The sequence below is a fragment of the Pseudomonas frederiksbergensis genome (assembly GCF_900105495.1).
Taxonomy (GTDB): Bacteria; Pseudomonadota; Gammaproteobacteria; order Pseudomonadales; family Pseudomonadaceae; genus Aquipseudomonas; species Aquipseudomonas frederiksbergensis.
The window spans coordinates 4,714,571-4,736,663 of sequence record NZ_FNTF01000002.1 but is presented as its reverse complement, the minus strand read 5'-3'; the positions used below and the strand labels follow the sequence as shown (position 1 = coordinate 4,736,663).

The 22,093-nt window shown below is 60.5% G+C and carries 13 protein-coding genes and 2 riboswitches; of the genes, 5 read left to right on the top strand and 8 right to left on the bottom strand.

What is annotated here, in order from left to right:
- The first annotated feature begins 51 nt into the window (after positions 1 to 51).
- Positions 52 to 3,882 (top strand): leucine-rich repeat domain-containing protein, encoded by a 3,831-nt coding sequence (locus BLW70_RS22165; RefSeq protein WP_074877596.1) that lies wholly within the window; start codon positions 52 to 54, stop codon positions 3,880 to 3,882.
- Between the two features lie 72 nt (positions 3,883 to 3,954).
- On the opposite strand, the gene BLW70_RS22160 is transcribed toward BLW70_RS22165, so the two are convergent.
- The 4 genes from BLW70_RS22160 to metH form a co-directional block, all read right to left on the bottom strand.
- Complete coding sequence (locus tag BLW70_RS22160; protein WP_074877594.1) at positions 3,955 to 4,449, bottom strand: DUF934 domain-containing protein; 495 nt, start codon at positions 4,447 to 4,449, stop codon at positions 3,955 to 3,957.
- A complete protein-coding gene (locus BLW70_RS22155; RefSeq protein WP_074877592.1) occupies positions 4,433 to 6,091 on the bottom strand; it encodes a nitrite/sulfite reductase in 1,659 nt (552 codons plus the stop codon). The genes BLW70_RS22160 and BLW70_RS22155 overlap by 17 nt, the downstream gene beginning before the upstream one ends.
- Positions 6,092 to 6,687: 596 nt before the next feature.
- Positions 6,688 to 6,906, bottom strand: a complete 219-nt coding sequence (locus BLW70_RS22150) for a DUF2970 domain-containing protein (RefSeq protein ID WP_074877590.1) — start codon at positions 6,904 to 6,906, stop codon at positions 6,688 to 6,690.
- Between the two features lie 109 nt (positions 6,907 to 7,015).
- Positions 7,016 to 10,726, bottom strand: a complete 3,711-nt coding sequence (gene metH / locus BLW70_RS22145) for a methionine synthase (protein WP_074877587.1) — start codon at positions 10,724 to 10,726, stop codon at positions 7,016 to 7,018.
- 155 nt (positions 10,727 to 10,881) lie between these two features.
- Here metH and BLW70_RS22140 point away from each other — a divergent pair, with 155 nt between their 5' ends.
- Positions 10,882 to 13,188, top strand: a complete 2,307-nt coding sequence (locus BLW70_RS22140) for a fatty acid cis/trans isomerase (RefSeq protein WP_074877585.1) — start codon at positions 10,882 to 10,884, stop codon at positions 13,186 to 13,188.
- Positions 13,189 to 13,286: 98 nt separating this feature from the next.
- Positions 13,287 to 13,871, top strand: coding sequence for a Fe-S biogenesis protein NfuA (gene nfuA, locus BLW70_RS22135; protein WP_046048486.1), 585 nt, complete (start codon positions 13,287 to 13,289; stop codon positions 13,869 to 13,871).
- 158 nt (positions 13,872 to 14,029) lie between these two features.
- Here nfuA and cobM read toward each other — a convergent pair whose 3' ends face one another.
- From cobM to BLW70_RS22115, 4 genes are all read right to left on the bottom strand, one after another.
- Positions 14,030 to 14,776, bottom strand: coding sequence for a precorrin-4 C(11)-methyltransferase (cobM, locus tag BLW70_RS22130; RefSeq protein ID WP_074877584.1), 747 nt, complete (start codon positions 14,774 to 14,776; stop codon positions 14,030 to 14,032).
- Between the two features lie 81 nt (positions 14,777 to 14,857).
- Positions 14,858 to 15,271 (bottom strand): cobalamin biosynthesis protein, encoded by a 414-nt coding sequence (locus tag BLW70_RS22125; RefSeq protein WP_074877582.1) that lies wholly within the window; start codon positions 15,269 to 15,271, stop codon positions 14,858 to 14,860.
- Positions 15,268 to 15,975 carry a CbtA family protein gene (locus BLW70_RS22120; protein ID WP_074877579.1) on the bottom strand — a complete coding sequence of 236 codons (708 nt, stop codon included), beginning with the start codon at positions 15,973 to 15,975 and terminating at the stop codon, positions 15,268 to 15,270. Before BLW70_RS22120 ends, BLW70_RS22125 begins: the two co-directional genes overlap by 4 nt.
- A gap of 11 nt (positions 15,976 to 15,986) precedes the next feature.
- Complete coding sequence (locus tag BLW70_RS22115) at positions 15,987 to 16,190, bottom strand: CbtB domain-containing protein (RefSeq protein ID WP_074877577.1); 204 nt, start codon at positions 16,188 to 16,190, stop codon at positions 15,987 to 15,989.
- A gap of 122 nt (positions 16,191 to 16,312) precedes the next feature.
- A riboswitch (cobalamin riboswitch) is annotated at positions 16,313 to 16,541 on the bottom strand.
- A gap of 217 nt (positions 16,542 to 16,758) precedes the next feature.
- Positions 16,759 to 16,973: riboswitch (cobalamin riboswitch) on the top strand.
- Between the two features lie 101 nt (positions 16,974 to 17,074).
- Here BLW70_RS22115 and cobW point away from each other — a divergent pair.
- Both cobW and cobN read left to right on the top strand, forming a co-directional pair.
- Positions 17,075 to 18,148 (top strand): cobalamin biosynthesis protein CobW, encoded by a 1,074-nt coding sequence (gene cobW, locus BLW70_RS22110; RefSeq protein WP_074877575.1) that lies wholly within the window; start codon positions 17,075 to 17,077, stop codon positions 18,146 to 18,148.
- A gap of 3 nt (positions 18,149 to 18,151) precedes the next feature.
- A complete protein-coding gene (gene cobN / locus BLW70_RS22105; protein ID WP_074877573.1) occupies positions 18,152 to 22,018 on the top strand; it encodes a cobaltochelatase subunit CobN in 3,867 nt (1,288 codons plus the stop codon).
- The last annotated feature ends 75 nt before the right edge of the window (positions 22,019 to 22,093 follow it).

Here is a 22,093-nt window from a genome sequence, read left to right as displayed (position 1 = left end):
TCCGTGGTCGGTTAGGCTGGTGTTCCTGAAATGCTTGCAATGGAATGCACCATGATCGACCACCCTCAAAAAGCCGACGATGTACTGACCTCTCCCGGCATGCGCCAAGTGTTGAAGTCCGCCATGGATGCTGCGCTGCCACTCACTCCCAGCCAGTTTGGCGAACACCTGATCAAAGAAAAGTGGGGTCATGATATTGATCCCGCCACCGCACAGCTGGTGACCCTCGATTACGACTACAAAGGGCATCCCGCGCAGAACGGCATCCACCAGGGACGGGTGGCGAGTGCCATGTCGCTGGTGCAGGTGCTGATTTCCAACTATCAAACCGTGGGTGACGGGCGCTTCGGTGAAACAGCGTTTGGGTTGTATACGCCGCCTGACATCGGGCCATCCATACAGATCGTGGAGCACGTCGACGAGTTTGCCGATAGTGGCGATGGCAACCACGACAGTTATGAAGGCCTCTATCGCCGAAACGTCGGGCAAATCTTCGGGCCAGCCAACCAGATCGCCGTGCGACCGGCGGACTTCAAAAAGTGGGTCTGGGAGCTGGCTCTCAAGGATCTGTATCAGGCCTATCTTGATCAAGCCTGGCCATCGGACGAAGTGATCGTCGCACCTGCCCCCCATGCACTGAAAACCTCGGCCAAAGCCGCCTTCGTCATGGCCGCTTTACTGCAGCGGGGTGAGAACAGTCTGGACCCGGAAGGGCTCGCACTGGCCATGCAGGCGGCAGGGCTGCCGTCGGATCAAGCATGGGCAACACTCACATTCGAACAATTACAGGCCCCCACCAGGGTGCCTGCGATGCTTGTTACGGGACGCTTGAAGCTTTATCGCTACACATCGAAAGACATCTGGGGCTTCCGTGAACCTGGCGGCAGGATTGTGTTGTACATCCCCGGCAACTCGTCGCCCCTGCATGCGTTTGAGGACTCCGGGCAATTGCACCAGTGGGTTGTAGAGCAGGGCCGGCGTGACGATACGAAACAGGCCTTGGCCGCTCACTTCGCCGAGGATGATCGCAAGGACGGCACTTTCCATGCCGGAGTGTTGACGGCGATGGACGGCATGGCGGTCTACCCGAGGGAACACCGGCTGACCAAAGAGGCGGGGTTCTTCAACGATGACGGCTTTTGGGAGCCTGCCCGATACATCGGCTTCGATGACTCGCCATCAGGCACCGATCCGTTTGCCCAGTTGGTCCTGACCATGAAGGAGGCCTCCCTGGCCGGGGTCAACACCATTCGTGACGATGCGCAGGTCAACCGGGATAACTTGAGTGCCGTCACCGAACCGGTTGTGCAATGGATCAACCGTTTCGGTCCTTTGGCGTTGTTCGTGCCCGGCGGAGAAGGGTTGTTGGTGCTGGCCGGTATCATCGATGCCGGGTATGGCCTTGATCAGGTTGTCAACGGTGCGACATCGAGCGATAGAGCGGCGGGCGTGACGCGCACGGTATTTGGCTTGCTTAATGCGCTGCCGCTGGCCGGCGCAGGTGCGGCGCTCAAGGGTGAAGCGGCCGAGGCCGGTGCCATTGCCGAGAGCGCTCGTGAACCTGGCGCAGCGCCGGGGGAGGAGGTTGCCAGACCGACGCCGGACCAGGCCGTTGCTCCGGCTGCCGAATTACCCAACCGGGTGCCGTCGACCCGCTTGGAGCTTCTGCGCGGACTCGGCCCGTCGGTGGCGTCTTTCAGCGATGAAATGCTGGCGCAGATCGCCAAGGTCAGTGCTGTCGATGATGACATGCTGCGACTGATGCAGGCCGGGCGTCCGCCGACGCCTTTGCTGGCCGATACCATCAGCCGTTTCAGGATCGATCAGGAACTCGAGCAAGCCGCTGTGGCCCAGGGCGAGCGAGTTGAACAGTTCAACAGCCGTTACGAAGCGCTTCAGCACTCGGAACATGAGTGGGTCCGGTTGTTTCAGCGCCAATACCCCGGCCTGCCCAAAAGCGCCATTGAGCAAATGCTTGACCGTTATGGCGTGGATATCCAGAGCCCTTCCGACGCAGTCCAGCTCCGGCAAATGTTCAGCCGTCTCGACAGCAAGGCTCGGCAATACCAACAGCATGTACGGCTCAATCGTGCGTATGAGGGGGTGTACCTTCCCTCGGTGGTCAACCCGGCGTCCGACACGCTGGCCCTGCATTCCCTCAAAAATCTGCCCGGATGGCCAAAGAACCTTCGTATCGAAATCCAGGACGGTTCTCTCGCAAGCCGAGTTCTGGACCGTAGCGGTGCGTTTGACGCCCCCGATGTTCGACGGTTGATCAAGGTGGGGAGCCGTTACCTGAGTCGCGGTGTGCAAACGGACTTTTATGCGGCACTCCTTGACGTTCTGTCCGTGGACGAACGCGAGGCGCTGCAACTTTCATCGCTTGATCCAGCCCACGAATTGCGGCTGAAACTCGGGGATCAGGCAATGCAGCGTTCCGAATTCATGCTCGGTCTGGGCAGGATGGACTCCGGCCTGTCCTTCGAGGCGCAAGGGCTGCGTGGCGGCGGTTTTCCCGGTACGCCTCAGGCCGAAGAGCTGACGCACGAGATGATGAGGTTGCAGCTCAAGGAGCTTTATCCGGATTTCTCGGATGCTGAGGCCGATGAAGTCCTACTGCGTAGCGGTGGCAGGGCCCAGGCTCATATCGACGCGCTGAAGCAGGCGTTTCAACAATTGAACATCGACCTGAGCGGCTGGATCGATCAGGTGGCGCAAGACATTGTGGAAATGGACATTCCCTTCCTGAACGAAGCTGACAACGAGGCACAGGGGCTAACTGAAGAGCAGATTGAAGTACATAACGAGAACATGGTTCAGAGCGCCATGGACTACGAGCGTGAAACCAGGATCGAGCTGGCTGACGAGCTGATCACCCTCTGGCGAAAGCGGGCATCGCAAGATCAGCGCGTCTATTCAGGCGAACAGCTTGTCGGGTTCAAGCTCGACATGGCGGGCGAGGACTATCATCGATTGCCGGTGATGAACATCCGCTTCAACGAGGTCGTCGAGTTGTCGATGCCGCACTTCCACGTGACCGAGCGTGAATCCTTGAATGGGTTCCTGGAGTGTTTTCCGAATCTGCAGACCTTGAATCTTGAGGGTGTCGAGTTGACCCAATTCGACCCCGAGGGTGAGGTGCAGGCTGTTCTGCCGACGGCCATGTTCAGCCTGACTCATCTCACGTCGCTGAATCTCAAGGCTACCGGCCTGGTCTTCACCGAAGAGACGGCGTCACAGCTGAGCGGGTTGACCAGGCTTCAAACGCTGGACCTGAGTGAAAATCCCTTGGGCGTACCCCCCATGTTGCTCGGGATGAATGACTTGCGTCGGCTGAATCTCAGCGACACCCGGATTACCCGGTGCCCGATCGGCATCAGGGATGAGCCCTATATGACCTCTCTGGACTTGCGTGATAACCGGATCACCCGCGTTCCCCCCGCGGTGATAAATCAGGCCGTCTCGGTGGATCGGGTGCTGCTTTGGGGCAATCCACTCACAGACGAGGACACGCTCCGCCGACTGATCAGCCATCGTGAACAAACGGGAATCAATTTATGGCTGAGCGCGCCAGGTGCTGACTATGGACAGCCGATTGTGTGGCTACGAGACTGCGATGAACCGCTGCAACAGTCCCGAAAAGCCCTTTGGCAGCGGCTGGTAGACAAACCCTCCGGTACGCGGTTCTTAAGCGCAATCGACAGGCTGAGCCTGACCGCCGACTTTCAGGTCAGTTATCTGTCGCTTCAGGCGCGAGTCTGGCGACTTTTGGAGGCGGCAGATGCTTCGGACGAAGTATTGAGTCGATTGAGCGCAGTGCTAGGCCGGCTTGAAAACCCATGGGTGGCGTTCAGGGCATTGGAACAGCGCGCAGGTTTTTGAACGGATTTGTTCGTGGCGTGACTGTACTAGGAGGGAGCCTTGAACCCCGCGAAGGGGTTCAAGGTTTGACGATCAGCGGCGACGGAACAGCGGCAGCGGTTCGTCGGTGGCGGCCTGATAGGTCACCGAGAAGTCCCTGAGACCTTCCAGGGCTTCGTACGGGTCTTTATCGGCGCGAATCGCAAAAGCGTCGAAACCGCAGCGGTGCAGGTAGAACAGCTGGTCGCGCAGCACATCGCCAATCGCTCGCAGTTCACCTTTGAAACCATAACGGTCACGCAGCAGGCGGGCGTTGGAGTAGTTGCGACCATCAGTGAAGGCAGGGAAATTCAGGGCGATCACCTGGAAATTTTCCACGTCGTCACCGATTTCTTCCGCTTCTTCATCGGCATCCAGCCACACGCCCAGGCCGCCATCGCGGGCCTTGAGCATACGGCTGTGTTCGCGCCACAGCTGCAACGGGACGATGTAGTCGTCGCAGTTGCTGATCTCGTCGATGTTGAAGTCCTTGGGCAGCAAGTGCCAGGTCTCGTCGACGACTTCGTTGTTCTTAATTATTCGCTGCATAGACGCGCTCCTTGAAGAGGTCGATGCCAATACGCTGATAGGTGTCGATGAAACGCTCGTCTTCGGTACGTTGTTCGATGTACACGTCGATCAGCTTTTCGATCACGTCAGGCATGGCGTCCTGGGCGAAGGACGGGCCGAGAATTTTACCCAGGCTGGCGTCGCGACTTCCGCTGCCACCCAGGGAAACCTGGTAGAACTCTTCGCCTTTCTTGTCCACCCCGAGAATGCCGATGTGGCCGACGTGGTGGTGACCACAGGCGTTCATGCAGCCGGAGATGTTCAGGTCCAGTTCGCCGATATCGAACAGGTAATCCAGGTCTTCGAAGCGACGCTGAATCGACTCGGCGATCGGAATCGATTTGGCGTTGGCCAGGGAGCAGAAGTCGCCACCCGGGCAGCAGATGATGTCGGTCAGCAAACCGATGTTTGGCGTGGCGAAGCCCTGCTCACGCAACTCGCCCCACATCGCGAACAGTTGGGTCTGCTCAACGTCGGCCAGAATGATGTTCTGCTCGTGGGAGGTGCGCAGCTGACCGAAGCTGTAACGATCGGCCAGGTCGGCAACGGCATCGAGCTGCTTGTCGGTGATGTCGCCCGGTGCAACACCGGTCGGCTTCAGGGACAGGGTCACGGCCACATAACCCGGCTTCTTGTGGGCCATGGTATTGCGGGTGCGCCAGCGCGCGAAGCCCGGGTGCTCTTTATCGAGTTCGGCCAACGCCTGGGTCTGGTTGTCCAGAGCCTTGTACTCGGGGTCGACGAAGTGTTTGGCTACACGATGCACTTCGGCTTCGGTCAACGTGGTCTGGCCACCGCGAAGGTGCTCCATTTCCGCGTCGACTTTTTGCGCGAAGACTTCAGGGGTCAAGGCCTTGACCAGAATCTTGATCCGCGCCTTGTACTTGTTGTCACGACGGCCATAGCGGTTGTAGACCCGCAGGATGGCGTCGAGGTAGCTCAACAGGTCTTGCCACGGCAGGAATTCATTGATGAACGCGCCCACCACCGGGGTACGGCCCAGACCACCACCCACCAGCACACGGAAACCCAGCTCGCCAGCGGCGTTGTGCACCGGCTCAAGGCCGATGTCATGGACTTCGATGGCCGCACGGTCGGAAGTCGAACCGTTGATGGCGATCTTGAACTTGCGCGGCAAGTAAGCGAATTCAGGGTGGAAAGTGGTCCATTGGCGGACGATCTCGCACCACGGGCGCGGATCGATCAGCTCGTCGGCAGCGACACCGGCGAACTGGTCGGTGGTGACGTTGCGCAAGCAGTTGCCGCTGGTCTGGATTGCGTGCATCTGCACGGTCGCCAGTTCGGCAAGGATGTCCGGGATGTCTTCCAGCGCCGGCCAGTTGAACTGCACGTTCTGCCGGGTGCTGATGTGGGCGTAGCCCTTGTCATAGTCGCGGGCAATTTTGGCCATCATTCGCGTCTGGCGCGAAGTCAGTTGGCCGTAAGGCACCGCCACCCGCAACATCGGCGCGAAGCGCTGGATGTAAAGGCCATTTTGCAGGCGCAGGGGGCGGAATTCTTCTTCGCTCAGCTCGCCTGCCAGATAGCGTCGGGTCTGATCACGGAACTGCTTGACGCGGTCCTCGATGATCCGCTGATCGTACTCGTCATATACGTACATATAAGTCCTGTTCTCAGGCTTGGGCCGGTCGGATCCAGTTGCGTTTTTCGCCTAGAAGTTTCCGATACTGCCTCGGCAATTCTGCGCGCACGGCCGCGCACTCCCAACGGAGCCGGGGCAAGATACCAGTTTGCAGTTATGCGCAAAAGTGATGTTTGAGTATATGTAAAGAACCAAAACGACTAATGAATACCAATTAGCCAGAACCCACATTTGTGGTGCGGGCAATCATCGTCTTAACTGTGCTCGAGTCTTTATGCAATCACCGATAAAACCGACAAGAGGCGATGCAATGAGCAACCCTACCAAAACGTCAAAACCCGATAGCACGGTCGATGCTTGGGCCATTCTGTTCCTGATCATCCTGGTCGTGGGCACAGCGGTATTTTGGGTCAGCCATCAATAACCGACCCCGTCCGGGCCCCATTCCGACGTTTGTCGGACAATAACCGGGGCAAGCGCCGTTTCCCGGGGCTTCGCTGGCTATGATGCGCGGCGAATCGCCGGGGGCTCGAACGATTAATGTTGAAAGTTTTCTACTCGTTCCTGCTGATGTGCGGCGCGGTTTACGAGCCCGGTGCACGAGCGCAATTGCGTTAAACCCCGGTCAGATGCACCACCAGTTGCACGATGCCGTACAGCGTCAACGCAAACACCGCGGTGAACAAAATCCCCAGAATCACGAAATGACTGGGCTTGCCGTGAGTGAAATCCCGGGCCCGGTTCTTCCCGCTCTGCACCCCGAACGCCGCCGCCATGACGCTGTGCAGCATTTGCCAGAAAGTAGGCGGCTTGTTGTCGGCTGGATCGTCCATAAACCCCTCGTCACCAATGTGTGAGAAGTAAGCATAGACAATGTTGCAGTGATTGATCGTTCCCACGCTCTGCGTGGGAACGATCGGGCACTCGACCGAGTTGCCTCTATTAGTTGTCGTAACCCAGGTTCGGCGCCAGCCAGCGCTCGGTTACGCTCAATTCCTGGCCTTTGCGCGAGGTGTAGCTCTGCACCTGGTCCTTGTCGATCTTGCCCACGGCAAAATATTGCGCCTGCGGGTGAGCGAAGTACCAACCGCTGACCGCTGCCGCCGGGAACATGGCGTAGTGCTCGGTAAGGAACACACCACTGCGGCCAGCTTTCATTTCCGAGGCCTCGGGGTCCAGCAACTTGAACAATGTGGATTTCTCGGTGTGATCCGGGCAGGCCGGGTAGCCCGGGGCAGGGCGGATACCGGTGTATTGCTCTTTGATCAGGGCCTCGTTGTCGAGCGTCTCGTCCTTGGCGTAACCCCAGTACTCTTTACGGACCTGCTGGTGCAGCCACTCGGCGCACGCCTCGGCCAGACGGTCGGCCAGTGCCTTGACCATGATCGAGTTGTAGTCATCGCCGGCATCCTGATAGGCCTTGGCCACTTCTTCGGCACCGATCCCGGCGGTGGTGATGAAACCACCCACGTAGTCGGTCACTTCGCTGTCTTTGGGGGCAACGAAGTCAGCCAGGGAGAAGTTCGGCTTGCCGTCGGTCTTGATGATCTGCTGACGCAGGTGATGCAGCTTGGCAATCGGCTTGCCGTCATCGCCGTAGACTTCAATGTCATCCTCGCGCACCTGATTGGCCGGCCAGAAGCCGAACACGGCACGGGCGCTGATGAGTTTCTCGTCGATCAGCTTGGCGAGCATTTCCCGGGCGTCAGCGTACAACGCCGTGGCGGCTTCACCGACCACTTCATCCGTGAGGATGCGCGGGAATTTGCCGGCCAGGTCCCAGGAGATAAAAAACGGCGTCCAGTCGATGTATTCGGCCAACACCTTCAGGTCGATGTTCTCCAGCACCCTGGCACCGGTAAACGTCGGTTTGACCGGCTCGTAAGTGCTCCAGTCGAACTGCGGCTTCTTGGCGATGGCCGCCGGGTAGCTCAGGCGCTCGGTACGGGCGCTGCGGTTAGCGGTGCGCTCGCGGACTTCGATGTATTCCAGGCGAGTCTTCTCGATGAACGCCGGCTTCAATTCCTTGGACAGCAACTGCGTCGCCACGCCCACGGCGCGGGAAGCGTCGGTGACGTAGATCACTGCGTCGTTGCTGTATTTCGGCTCGATCTTCACGGCCGTGTGTGCTTTGGAGGTGGTCGCGCCACCGATCATCAGCGGCAGATGGAAGTCCTGGCGCTGCATCTCGCGGGCTACGTGGACCATTTCATCCAGCGAAGGGGTGATCAGGCCGGACAGGCCGATGATGTCGCACTTCTGCTCCTTGGCCACTTGCAGGATTTTCTCCGCCGGGACCATTACGCCGAGGTCGACGATGTCGTAGCCGTTACAACCCAGCACGACGCCAACGATGTTCTTGCCGATGTCGTGCACGTCGCCTTTTACCGTGGCCATCAGGATTTTGCCCTTGGCTTCCGGTTTGTCGCCTTTTTCCAGTTCGATGAACGGGATCAAGTGGGCCACGGCCTGCTTCATCACGCGGGCGGATTTCACCACCTGCGGCAGGAACATTTTGCCGGCGCCGAACAGGTCGCCGACGATGTTCATGCCGGACATCAGCGGGCCTTCGATCACTTCGATCGGGCGGGCGAACGACTGACGGGATTCTTCGGTGTCTTCAACAATGTGCGTGGTGATGCCTTTGACCAGCGCATGCTCCAGACGCTTGTTGACGTCCCAGCCGCGCCATTCCTCGGTCTCGGCTTCCTTGACGCTGCCGTCGCCCTTGTACTTGTCGGCAATGGCGAGGAGGGCGTCAGTGCCTTCCGGGGTGCGGTTGAGCACGACGTCTTCAACGGCGTCACGCAGTTCGGCCGGGATCTGGTCGTAGATCTCCAGCTGGCCGGCGTTGACGATACCCATGGTCAGGCCGTTGCGGATCGCATACAGCAGGAACACCGAGTGAATCGCCTCGCGCACCGGATTGTTGCCACGGAACGAGAACGACACGTTGGACACACCGCCCGAGGTCAGCGCGTACGGCAGTTCGTCACGGATGTAGGCACAGGCGTTGATGAAGTCCACAGCGTAGTTGTTGTGTTCTTCGATGCCGGTGGCGATGGCGAAGATGTTCGGGTCGAAGATGATGTCTTCCGGCGGGAAGCCCACTTCGTTGACCAAAATGTCGTAGGAGCGTTTGCAGATTTCTTTCTTGCGCGCTTCGGTGTCGGCCTGGCCGGCTTCGTCGAAGGCCATCACGACGACGGCGGCACCGTAGCGCTTGCACAGTCTGGCGTGATGAATGAACTGCTCGACGCCTTCCTTCATGCTGATGGAGTTGACGATGCCCTTGCCCTGGATGCACTTGAGGCCGGCTTCGATCACTTCCCACTTGGAGGAGTCGATCATGATCGGTACGCGGGAGATGTCCGGCTCACCGGCAATCAGATTGAGGAAGGTCACCATGGCCTTCTTCGAATCGAGCATCCCTTCGTCCATGTTGATGTCGATCACCTGGGCGCCGGCTTCGACCTGTTGCAGGGCGACTTCCAGGGCTTCGGTGTAGTTGTCTTCACGGATCAGGCGGGCGAACTTGGCGGAACCGGTGATGTTGGTCCGCTCGCCGACGTTGATGAACAACGAGTTGCGATCGATGGTGAACGGTTCCAGGCCCGACAGGCGGCAGGCCTTTGGAATGTCCGGAATTGCACGCGGCGCGTAACCGGCCACGGCGTTGGCGATGGCTTCGATGTGGCCCGGCGTGGTGCCGCAGCAGCCACCGACAATGTTGAGGAAGCCGCTTTGGGCGAATTCTTCGATGACTTTTGCAGTTTCGGCCGGCAGTTCGTCGTACTCGCCGAATTCGTTCGGCAGGCCGGCGTTCGGGTGCGCGGAAACGTGGGTGCTGGCCTTGTTCGACAGCTCTTCCAGGTACGGGCGCAACTCGCTGGCGCCGAGGGCGCAGTTCAGGCCGACCGAGATCGGCTTGGCGTGGGCCACGGAGTTCCAGAAGGCTTCGGTGGTCTGACCGGAGAGCGTGCGGCCGGAGGCGTCGGTGATGGTGCCGGAGATCATGATCGGCAACTCGACGCCGAGTTCTTCGTACACACCTTGCACCGCGAAGATCGCCGCTTTGGCGTTCAGGGTGTCGAAAATGGTCTCGATCAGAATCAGGTCGGCGCCGCCTTCGATCAGGCCTTTGGTGGCCTCGGTGTAGTTTTCCACCAGTTCATCGAAGGTCACGTTGCGATAGCCGGGGTTGTTCACGTCAGGCGACAGCGAGCAGGTGCGGCTGGTAGGGCCGAGCACGCCAGCCACGAAGCGTGGTTTGTCCGGGGTTTCCAGGGTTTTGGCGTCTGCGACCTTGCGCGCCAGACGCGCGCCTTCTACGTTTAGCTCGTACGCCAGGCCTTGCATGCCGTAGTCGGCCTGGGACACCTGGGTGGCGTTGAAGGTGTTGGTTTCCAGAATGTCGGCGCCGGCATCCAGGTAGGCTTTCTCGATGGCGCCAATCACGTCCGGACGCGTCAGGATCAACAGGTCGTTGTTGCCCTTGACGTCACTTGGCCAGTCGGCGAAGCGTTTGCCGCGGTAATCCTGCTCTTCGAGCTTGTAGCTCTGGATCATCGTGCCCATGCCGCCATCGAGAATCAGGATGCGCTCTTTGAGGGCGTGCTTGAGAGCTTGAAGGCGAACGCTGCGATCGGACATTTGGACTACTCGGTAAGGCCATGACGAAGGGGCGGAATAATAGCAAACCTGTGCGGTTTTAGAGCATGTCCCGATTTTGCATGAATATCGCTCATGTTGGGGCGGGGTGCAGACCGGTAGAATCGCGGCGTTTTTTCATGATCGGGACCAGGGATATGTCTTATCGCGTCATCAGCATGGTTTTGCTGTTTTTAAGCTGGGGCGCTGCCGCGCAGGATCCGGCCATTTCCTCTGTCATTTCCTCTGCTATTTCCTATAGCCGCGACATACAGCCGATCTTCACCGAAAAGTGTGTGGCCTGCCATGCCTGCTATGACGCCGCCTGTCAGCTCAATCTGGGCAGTGGCGAAGGGGCGGCCCGCGGTGCGACCAAGACCCTGGTCTACGACGGCGAACGCCGCCAGGCTGCTGCGCCGACCCGGCTGTTTTATGACGCCTTCGATAAGCGCGCCTGGCAGCAAAAGGGCTTCTATTCGGTGCTCGACGCTCAAGGCAGTCAGGCCGCGTTGATGGCGCGGATGCTTGAGTTGGGCCACAAGACCCCGTTGCAACCCAATGCCAAGTTGCCGGAGGACATCGTCCTTGGCCTGAACCGGGAAAACATGTGCGCCTTGCCGGCCGAGTTCGATAGCTATGCCAAATCACATCCCCACGAAGGCATGCCACTGGCGGTCACCGGCCTGACCGATCAGCAGTACCAGACACTGCAGCGCTGGCTGGCCTCCGGTGCGCCGATTGACGAGCAAGGCCTGGTACCGAGCGCCAAGGAGGCGTTGCAGGTGGTTCTGTGGGAAAACCTGCTCAACGCCCCAGGTGCACGGCAAAGCCTGGTGGGGCGGTGGTTGTTCGAGCATTGGTTTCTCGCTCATCTCTATTTCAAGGACGGCGAGCCGGGGCATTTCTTTCAGTGGGTACGTTCGCGCACGCCGACCGGCCAGCCCATTGATTTGATCAACACCCGTCGTCCCAATGACGATCCGGGCACTCAGGTCTATTACCGTTTATGGCCGGTGCAAGGCGTGATTGTGCAGAAGACCCACATCACTTACCCGCTGAGCCCGGCGAAGATGGCGCGGATCAAAAGCCTCTTCTATAACGGCAACTGGCAAGTCGACGCCTTGCCGGGATACGGGCCGGAACGTCGGGCCAATCCGTTCACCACGTTCGAGGCGATCCCGGCCCAGGCACGTTATCAATTCATGCTCGATAACGCCGAATACTTCGTCCGTACGTTTATTCGCGGGCCGGTGTGCCGCGGCCAGATCGCCACTGACGTGATTCGCGATAACTTCTGGGCACTGTTCCAGGCGCCTGAGCACGATCTCTACATCATTGATCCGAATTACCGCGGCCAGGCCACGCCTTTGTTGGCGATGCCGGGGCAGAACGACGATGTCGGCAGCATCCTGAGCCTGTGGCATGACTACCGCGACAAGCGTAACGAGTACGAGGTGCTGCGCCGTGACAGTTACGCCGATGCGCCAGCGCCGAGCTGGTCGACGTTATGGGCTGGCAACGATAACGCCTTGCTGACGATCTTCCGGCATTTCGACAGTGCCTCGGTGAACAAAGGCCTGATCGGTGACGTGCCGCAAACGATGTGGCTGTTCGACTTCCCGCTGCTGGAGCGCACGTATTATCAGTTGGCGGTCAACTTCGACGTGTTCGGCAACGTCTCCCATCAAGCCCAGACCCGCCTGTATTTCGACCTGATCCGCAACGGCGCCGAGCAGAACTTCCTGCGCCTGATGCCGGCCGATTCGCGCGACGACTACCTCGACGACTGGTACCAGAGCGGCGGCAAATTCAAGATGTGGCTGAATTACGAGGCCATCGATAACGACAAAAAGACAGCGCTGGTGCTGGACGAAAAGGACCCGAAACGCGATTTCGCCCAGCAATTGCTGGCCCGCTACGGCGACCTCAACGCCAGGCCGGACCCGATCAACCGTTGTACTGGCGCTTATTGCTCACGGCCGAACATCGACCCGGTCTTGCAGAGTGCCGAACAGGCGTTGAGTCGCCTGACTTCGCGTCCGGCGGCCGGGCTGAAGGTTATCGATCAACTGCCGGAAGCGACCCTGCTGCGCATCGAAACCGCGAGCGGCAAGCGTGAGGTCTACAGCCTGCTGCGCAACCGCGCGCACAGCAACGTTGCGTTCCTGATCGGTGAATCGCTGCGGTATCAGCCTGGGCTCGACACCGCGACTATTTACCCGGGCGTGCTCAGCAGCTATCCGAACTTCATATTCAACATCCCGGCCGAGCAAGTGCCTGAGTTCGTGGACGAGATGGAAAACGCCAAGGACGCCAATCGCTTCGAGAAAATCGTCGAGCGCTGGGGGATTCGCCGCAGCCATCCGCAATTCTGGTTCTACTTTCATGACCTGAACCGGTACGTCCACGAGACCGATCCGGTGGAAGAGGGCGTGCTGGACATGAACCGCTATCAGAATCTCTGAGGTGTCTGTGATGCAGTGTGCTTTCCCGACAAAAATACTAGGACTTTGTGCGGCGCGTTGATTGGCGTAAACTGCGCCCAAGCCTGCGAGGAGTTTCCATGACCGCTATTACCATTACCGACGCCGCCCACGATTATCTGGCTGATCTGCTCTCCAAGCAGAACACCCCAGGCATCGGCATCCGCGTCTTTATCACCCAGCCTGGCACCCAATACGCCGAAACCTGCATTGCATATTGCAAGCCGGGCGAAGAAAAACCCGAAGACACGGCGCTGGGGCTCAAAAGCTTCACCGCTTACATCGACTCGTTCAGCGAAGCGTTCCTGGACGATGCGGTTGTCGACTACGCCACCGACCGTATGGGCGGCCAGCTCACCATCAAGGCGCCAAACGCCAAAGTACCGATGGTCAACGCTGACAGCCCGATCAACGAGCGTATCAACTATTACCTGCAAACCGAGATCAACCCGGGGCTGGCCAGCCACGGCGGTCAGGTCAGCCTGATCGATGTGGTCGAAGACGGCATCGCCGTGCTGAAGTTCGGCGGCGGTTGCCAGGGCTGCGGCCAGGCAGACGTCACCCTTCGCGAAGGTATCGAGCGCACCTTGCTCGAGCGCATTCCCGAGCTCAAGGGCGTTCGTGACGTCACCGACCACACGCAGAAAGAAAACGCCTACTACTAAGTAAGGTGTTCGCTGCAGACATAAAAAAACGGCGCTGTGGCGAGGGAGCTTGCTCCCGCTCGATTGCGAAGCAATCGCAAAGCAGCTAATGCATTTTCCCGTGATGAATGCGTTGGCTGATGTTGGGACCGCTCTGCGGTCCAGCGGGAGCAAGTACTTCAGGGTCTGTAGAGATGCGCGTGCCCCGCGCGATACAGCGACGATTCACTGAAGTGATCGCTACCCAAAACCCGACCCACCAGAATCAACGCCGTGCGCCGAAACCCCTTGGCTTCAACCTTCGCGGCAATGTCCGCCAACGTCCCCACCACCCAATCCTGATCCGGCCAGGTCGCCCGGTGAATCACCGCGATCGGGCAATCCGCGCCGTAATGCGGCAGCAATTCGGCCAGGATCTTCTCCAGATGATTGACCCCCAGATGAATCGCCATCGTCGCCCCGTGCTGCGCCAGGCTGCCAAGCTCTTCGCCAGCGGGCATCACGGTTTTGTCGGCATAGCGGGTCAGGATCACGCTTTGCGATACGTCGGGTAACGTCAGTTCCGCACCCAACAGTGCCGCGCAGGCCGCCGTGGCCGTGACGCCGGGAATGATTTCAAACGGGATGTCGAGTTCGCGCAGGTAGCGGATCTGCTCGCCAATTGCACCATAAAGACTCGGATCGCCGGAGTGCACCCTGGCCACGTCCTGGCCCTTGGCGTGGGCGGATTTGATCAGCTCGATGATCTGTTCCAGGTGCAGTTCGGCGCTGTTGACCACCTGTTCGGCGCAATGGCCTTCCAGCACGGCGGCGGGCACCAGGGAGCCGGCGTAGATGATCACCGGGCAGCTGCGAATCAGCCGTTGGCCTTTGACGGTGATCAGTTCCGGGTCGCCGGGACCTGCGCCAATGAAGTAGACGGTCATCGTCGGTTCCTGTGAAAAAAGGGGCTGGGCAAGGCTTCAGATGAAGATTGCTCATGATCGAGACGGGGATTATCGAAGATTTCAGGCAGCGCCGGCCAATGCCAAGGTGGCCTGGGCAAATTTTTGTCGCGAAATCAGCAGTTTTGCCGGTGCCTGGGCCAGGTGTTCAGCCAGGGCCAGGGCGGCACTTTCCGCTACGCCGTAGCAGCCGGTGCGTTCGAACGCGATGTCGGAGCGGTGGCTGAGTTGCGGTTGATAGACAGCCAATTGTTCGCAGCTGAAATACTGCAACGGCAACGCAAGCTGTTCGGCCAATTCGATCAAGCCAGGTTCTTCGCGCTTCAGGTCGATGCTGGCCAGGGCCTTGATCTGGTGAAGTTCGATCTTATGAGCCTGCAATGCCTGATCGAGCAGCGCCCGCAGCGTGCTGACGGGGCAGCCGCGCTGGCAGCCCAGGCCGACCACTAAAGTCGGCGCTGTGCTGATCTTACTCATGCGTGGTACTGACCATCGCTTTTGCGGCGGAACAACCAGGCACTGATCAGGCCCAGGGCCAGCCAGAATGCCACGTTGGTCACCTGCGAAGCGATTTTGAACTGAGCTTCCAGGGCATCTGGAGCCAGCATCGAGTGGACTTCCGGTTGTGGTGCGCCGATCACGTGAGGCACGGCCAGGATTGCCACGCCGAGCACTTTCATCAGCCAGTGACGGCTGAACACGATCAATGCGATGCCGACTGCGGTGGAGGCCGCCGTGCCGATCCACCAGACCTGTCGTTGCGCCAAATCAGCGGCGGCAGTGCCCGGCAGTTCGGGCGGCAGACCGAGCGTCGGTGCCAGTACGAACGTCGCATAACCGGCCAGGCCCCAAAGCAGGCCCTGGGAGGTTTTGGTCGGTGCGCGCAAGGTGTAGAGACCGGCCAGCATCAGGGCGAAACCGACCGCTATCACCAGGTTGCCGCCGGTGGTGGACAGCACGCGCTGCCAGCCGTCTGCCGGTTCCCAGGCCTCGGCATCGTGGGTGTGAGCGGCGACAGCACCTGCGGCGTGTTCGTGAACTTCAACCACGGCGGGCTCGGATTTTTCGTAAGTCTCGGCCTGCAGAATCAACGGCGCCACCCAGAAGCTTTGCAGCAGGGTCAGCAACAGGGCGGCCAGCAGCCCGGTGAACCCTGCGGTTTGCGCAATACGCTTGATCATGTCAGCAGGTCTCAATGGCACGGGAAGGCAGAGCTGTGGCGGGTATCGTGCGCGGCATTGTGCACCGCTTCGATGTGCGAGAAACCGGCGAAATACACAAGGCTGGCACCCAGGATCGACGCGCATACGGCGGCGGTCAGGCGTTGGGTCAGGGTATGGGTGGTGCTGGCGGTGCTCTTATCGGTGTTGCTGCCGGTGCTGCTGATGATCGACATGGCGCTTCCCTCTGGTCTGTCAGCGGGGTGATATAGAGCGCATGGAAGACCCCTGCGAGTCGGGCACGCAGAGGTTCAAACAGCGCCCGCCCACCGCGGGTTTGTTATTCAGTGATCGTAATGGTCACTTCGTGTTGCGGGCCGGTCTCCGGGCTCACGAGGGGCACTGGCTTTCGCCTTGACCTGCAAGCATCACCTTCCCATGCCGAACTGCTGGCACAGTGGATCTGACGCTTCGCTCGCTTACCGTTGCGGGGGCAGCACCGGACTGACATGGCTTTAGAGTAAAGCACATGATTCACCGGTTTCCCGTTTCACCCTGTGAAGGGCACCCGTAACAAGGCGTGTAGGAGAGCATGGGCGGGGGTTGGGCGTCAATTGGCAAGGGTTCTCGTTTGAGTTGATCGTTCCCACGCTCTGCGTGGGAATGCAGCCCGGGACGCTCCGCGTCCCTTTCACAGCCGAACGCGGAGCGTCCGTTGAGGCATTCCCACGCAGAGCGTGGGAACGATCATCAAAGGGGGCACCACAGAATTCAGGTCAACATTGACCCGCCCCCACACGATGCGTAGCCTTGCGCTTTCGAGGTTCTTCGGTGTCTGCCGAAGCTAAGAAGGGAACGCGGTCGATGCCGCGGCTGCCCCCGCAACTGTGAACGGTGCTGTTCGCTGCCACGCCACTGCAAACCCTGTGCAACGGGTTCGCGGGAAGGCGCAGCGAATGCCAGGCCCACAAGCCCAGCACACCGTCAGCCAGGAGACCTGCCTCGACACAGATTCTCACTACAACCGGGCGGGGTGATCCGGTGGCGGAACTCTTGCGCGCGTGCATCCGCCGCTGCGATTGTCGTCCCGTATGCCCGCCACCTTGCCAAAGGGCATCCGATGAAAACACTGGCCAAACTCCCCGTCACCATCGTTACCGGCTTCCTCGGCTCGGGCAAAACCACGCTGCTGCGGCACATGCTCGACAACGCTCAGGGCCGTCGCATTGCGGTGATCGTCAACGAGTTCGGCGAGCTGGGTATCGACGGCGAAATCCTCAAGCAGTGCTCCATCGGTTGCACTGAAGAAGAAGCCAACGGCCGCGTCTACGAACTGGCCAACGGCTGCCTGTGCTGCACCGTTCAGGAAGAATTCTTCCCGGTGATGCGCGAATTGGTCGCCCGTCGCGGCGACCTCGACCACATCCTCATCGAAACCTCGGGCCTGGCCCTGCCAAAACCGCTGGTGCAAGCCTTCCAGTGGCCGGAAATCCGCAGCGCCTGCACCGTTGACGCGGTCATCACTGTGGTCGACAGCCCTGCGGTCGCCGCCGGCACCTTCGCGGCGTTCCCGGACCAGGTCGATGCCCAGCGCAAACTCGACCCGAACCTGGATCACGAATCGCCGCTGCACGAACTGTTCGCCGACCAACTGGCCAGCGCCGACCTGGTGATCCTCAACAAGGCCGACCTGATCAGCGCCGCAGACCTGGCCCGCGTGCGCCTGGAAGTCGCCGAAGAACTGCCGCCAGCGGTGAAAGTCATCGAAGCCAGCAGCGGTCGCGTGCCACTGGACGTGCTGATCGGCCTCGGCGCCGGTTCCGAAGAACACATCGACAGCCGTCACAGCCATCACGATCACCACCATGAAGATGAAGACGGCCATCACGATGAGCATGACCACGACGCATTCGACTCCATCTCCATCGAACTGCCGCAAGCCGACGAAAGCCTGCTGCTGGACGCGCTGACTCAACTGGTGGTCCAGCACGGCATTTTGCGCGTCAAAGGTTTCGCGGCGATTCCGAACAAGCCGATGCGCCTGCTGATCCAGGGCGTGGGCACGCGTTTCGACAAGCATTTCGACCGTCAGTGGGGCGCCGACGAAGCGCGTACCACGCGTCTGGTATTGATCGGCCAGAAGCTGGACGCCACTTTGCTTGAAGCGCAATTGCGCGCTGCGCTCAGCGTTTAAGCCATGCACCTGCTCAGGACCCAGCCCGGCGGTTTCGTGTCGGATGACAACATTGCCGACCTTGGACAAACCCCCGCCGAGCTGGTGATCCTGTGCAGCGGCGACTCCAGCCTGGCGCTGCTCGCTGAAGCCGCGCAGCAGTTGCCCGACGATTACCCCAGCGTGCGTCTGGCCAATCCGATGCAGGTGCAGAATCACGCCTCGGTCGACTTGTATGTCGACGAAGTGCTGCGCCACGCCAAGGTGATTCTGATCTCGCTGCACGGCGGCATCGCCTATTGGCGTTACGGCGTCGAGCGTCTGGTGCAACTGTCGGAGCGCGGCGTGCAGCTGATTCTGGTGCCCGGCGATGACCGCCCGGACCCGGAACTCAGCGACCTGAGCACGGTGGACGCGCAAGACCGCGACCGGCTCTGGCAGTTTCTGCGTCAGGGCGGCATGAGCAATGCCCTGGATTTTTTCCGCTGCCTTGCCAATCGTTGGCTGGAACGCGACTACGCTTGGGCCGAGCCGCAAACCCTGCCGCGCACGGCGATCTACCACCCGCACAAAAGCCCCGCTGAACTGAAGGATTGGCAAGCCGACTGGCAGGCCGGTCAACCGGTGGCGGCGGTGCTGTTCTACCGCTCGCATTTGCAGGCGGCCAACACCGGTTTCATCGATATTTTCTGCCAGCGTTTGCAGGCGGCGGGGTTGAACCCGTTGCCGATTGCCGTGGCCAGTCTGAAAGAGCCCGGCTGCCTGACGGTGGTCGAGGACTGGCTGGATGAAGTCGAGGCCGGCGTCATTCTCAACACCACCGGTTTCGCCCAATCCAGCCCCGAAGCGCCGCATTTGCGACCGTTTCGCCGCAATATCCCGGTGATCCAGGCGATCTGCGCCCAAGACAATGAACCCGGTTGGCGCGCCAGCGAACAAGGCCTCGGTCCCCGCGACTTGGCGATGCACATCGCACTGCCGGAGCTGGACGGGCGGATCATCAGCCGGCCGATCAGTTTCAAGGACCTGGCCTGGCGCAGCGAGCGCAGTCAGTCAGATGTGGTCTGCTACCGGCCGCAACCTGAGCGCATGGATTTTGTCGCTGAGCTGGCGCGACGCTGGATTGATCTGGCGCGAGTGCCCAACGCTGAAAAACGCATCGCCCTGATCCTCGCCAACTACCCGACCCGCGACGGGCGCATCGGCAATGGTGTCGGCCTCGACACTCCGGCCGCGGCGCTGAACATCCTGCGTGCGCTGCATGAAGAAGGTTATCCGCTGCCGGCCGAGTTGCCTGATAGCGGCACCGCGTTGATCCAGCAATTACTCGGCGGCGTCAGCAATGACCTCGACACCCTCGACCAGCGCCCGTGTATGCAAAGCCTCGCGCTGGACGACTACAACCTGATGTTCGACGCCTTGCCCGAATCCAATCGCCAAGCCGTGCTGGAACGTTGGGGCTCGCCGCAAAGCGACCCGATGTTCCGTGGCGGGCGAATGATGATCGCTGGGCTGCGCTTTGGCCTGACCTTCGTCGGGATTCAACCGGCGCGGGGGTATCAGGTCGATCCGAGCGCGGTGTATCACGACCCGGACCTGGTGCCGCCACACGGTTACCTCGCGTTCTATTTCTGGTTGCGCAACACCTACGGCGCCCACGGGGTGATCCACGTCGGCAAGCACGGCAACCTCGAATGGTTGCCGGGCAAAGGCGTCGGGCTGTCGGAGCATTGCTGGCCGGATGCGCTGCTCGGTCCGCTGCCGAACATCTATCCATTTATCGTCAACGACCCGGGCGAGGGCGCACAGGCCAAGCGCCGTACGCAAGCGGTGATCATCGATCACCTGATGCCGCCGCTAACCCGCGCCGAAACGTACGGCCCGTTGCGCAACCTCGAATTACTCGCCGACGAGTATTACGAAGCGCAATTGCTCGATCCGCGCCGTGCCCGGGAATTGCAGCGCGACATCCTGCAACTGGTGCGCGAGACGCACATCGACCGCGAACTGCAACTGGACGAAAAACTCGACAGCGAGGCCGATGCGGCGATCTGGTTGCCGCGTCTGGACACCTATTTGTGCGACTTGAAAGAGTCGCAGATTCGCGACGGCCTGCATGTGTTTGGCGAGTCCCCGACCGGGCGCTTGCGCATCGACACCTTACTGGCGTTGTTGCGCATTCCGCGAGGCGATGGGCGCGGTGCACAATCGAGTCTGCTGCGAGCCCTGGCCAAAGCGTTCACGCTGGGCTTCGATCCGCTGGATTGCGCGCTCGCCGAACCTTGGACCGGGCCACGTCCGACTGAACTGCAAACCCTCACCGATGAAGTCTGGCGCACAGCCGGTGATACCCGCGAACGTCTGGAACTGTTCGCCGCTCATCTGATCTCCCAAACGGTGAACCAACCTCAAGCCAAACCCGACCCCTGTGGGAGCGAGCCTGCTCGCGATATCGGTGTGACAGCTAACATTGATATGACTGACCCACCGCTATCGCGAGCAGGCCCGCTCCCACAGGAGGTAGGTTGGTCTGACGTGAGCGCGATCATCGACAACCTGCGCGAAGTCGTCGCGCCACGGCTGGACGCCTGCGGTCCGGCGGAAATGCGCGGTCTGCTCGACGCCCTCAGCGGCCGCTTCGTGCCGGCCGGCCCCAGCGGTGCGCCGAGTCGCGGACGGCTCGACGTGCTGCCGACCGGGCGCAACTTCTATTCGGTGGACGTGCGTAACCTGCCGACCACCACCGCATGGCGTATCGGTTTCCAGTCGGCCAACCTGATTCTTGAGCGACACCTGCAAGACCACGGCGATCACCTGCGCCAGCTCGGCCTGTCGGTGTGGGGCACCGCGACCATGCGCACCGGAGGAGACGACATCGCCCAGGCCATGGCGCTGATGGGCGTGCGGCCGGTCTGGGCCACCGGCAGTCAACGGGTCGACGACTTCGAGATTCTGCCGCTGAGTCTGCTTGACCGTCCGCGCGTGGACGTGACCTTGCGCGTCTCCGGATTCTTCCGCGATGCCTTTGCCAACCTGATCCGCCTGTTCGACGCCGCCGTGCAAGCGGTCGCCGCCCTCGATGAGCCGGACGACCTCAACCCCTTGGCCGCCAAGGTGCGTGCCGAGCGCGAAGCGTTAATGCAATCGGGGCTGGATGAAGAGGCAGCCAAGCGTCAGGCCGGTTGGCGCATCTTTGGTGCCAAACCCGGTGCTTACGGCGCGGGCGTGCAGGGCGCCATCGATGGTCGTCTGTGGCAAAGCCGCGACGACCTGGCCGAGGTATATCTGAACTGGGGCGGCTACGCTTACGGCGGTTCTGACGAAGGCACCGCGGCGCGAGCGCAGTTCGCTCAGCGCTTGAGCCAGGTTCAGGCTGTGCTGCAAAACCAGGACAACCGCGAACACGACTTGCTCGATTCCAACGACTACTACCAGTTCCAGGGCGGCATGCTCGCGGCGGTGGAAAGCCTCAGCGGTGAAGCGGCGGCCAGTTACCATGGCGATCACAGTCAGCCGGACCTGCCGAAGATTCGCACGTTGAAGGAAGAGCTGAACCGGGTGATTCGCTCGCGGGCAGCCAATCCGAAGTGGATAGACGGCGTGAAGCGCCACGGCTATAAAGGCGCGTTTGAACTGGCGGCGACGGTCGATAACCTGTTTGCCTTCGACGCTACCACGCAGCTGATCGACGATCACCAGTACGCGTTGCTGGCGGATGCGTATTTGCTGGACCCCGCGACCCGGGATTTTGTTCGTGAGCATAATCCGCATGCGTTGCGTGACATGACCGAGCGGATGCTGGAGGCGCAGCAGCGGGGGATGTGGAAGGCGCCTGGCGAGTATCGCGAGGCTCTGGAGAATTTGTTGCTGGACATCGAAGAAGACAGTTAGCCGGATCGTTCCCACGCTCCGCGTGGGAATGCCTCAACGGACGCTCCGCGTTCGGCTCTTGGGACGCAGAGCGTC

Bases quoted from the DNA above. Each gene is read 5' to 3' on its own strand.
- BLW70_RS22165 (WP_074877596.1), top strand. From the start codon at position 52: ATGATCGACCACCCTCAAAAAGCCGACGATGTACTGACCTCTCCCGGC.
- BLW70_RS22160 (WP_074877594.1), bottom strand. From the start codon at position 4,449: ATGCAGCGAATAATTAAGAACAACGAAGTCGTCGACGAGACCTGGCAC.
- BLW70_RS22155 (WP_074877592.1), bottom strand. From the start codon at position 6,091: ATGTACGTATATGACGAGTACGATCAGCGGATCATCGAGGACCGCGTC.
- BLW70_RS22150 (WP_074877590.1), bottom strand. From the start codon at position 6,906: ATGGACGATCCAGCCGACAACAAGCCGCCTACTTTCTGGCAAATGCTG.
- metH (WP_074877587.1), bottom strand. From the start codon at position 10,726: ATGTCCGATCGCAGCGTTCGCCTTCAAGCTCTCAAGCACGCCCTCAAA.
- BLW70_RS22140 (WP_074877585.1), top strand. From the start codon at position 10,882: ATGTCTTATCGCGTCATCAGCATGGTTTTGCTGTTTTTAAGCTGGGGC.
- nfuA (WP_046048486.1), top strand. From the start codon at position 13,287: ATGACCGCTATTACCATTACCGACGCCGCCCACGATTATCTGGCTGAT.
- cobM (WP_074877584.1), bottom strand. From the start codon at position 14,776: ATGACCGTCTACTTCATTGGCGCAGGTCCCGGCGACCCGGAACTGATC.
- BLW70_RS22125 (WP_074877582.1), bottom strand. From the start codon at position 15,271: ATGAGTAAGATCAGCACAGCGCCGACTTTAGTGGTCGGCCTGGGCTGC.
- BLW70_RS22120 (WP_074877579.1), bottom strand. From the start codon at position 15,975: ATGATCAAGCGTATTGCGCAAACCGCAGGGTTCACCGGGCTGCTGGCC.
- BLW70_RS22115 (WP_074877577.1), bottom strand. From the start codon at position 16,190: ATGTCGATCATCAGCAGCACCGGCAGCAACACCGATAAGAGCACCGCC.
- cobW (WP_074877575.1), top strand. From the start codon at position 17,075: ATGAAAACACTGGCCAAACTCCCCGTCACCATCGTTACCGGCTTCCTC.
- cobN (WP_074877573.1), top strand. From the start codon at position 18,152: ATGCACCTGCTCAGGACCCAGCCCGGCGGTTTCGTGTCGGATGACAAC.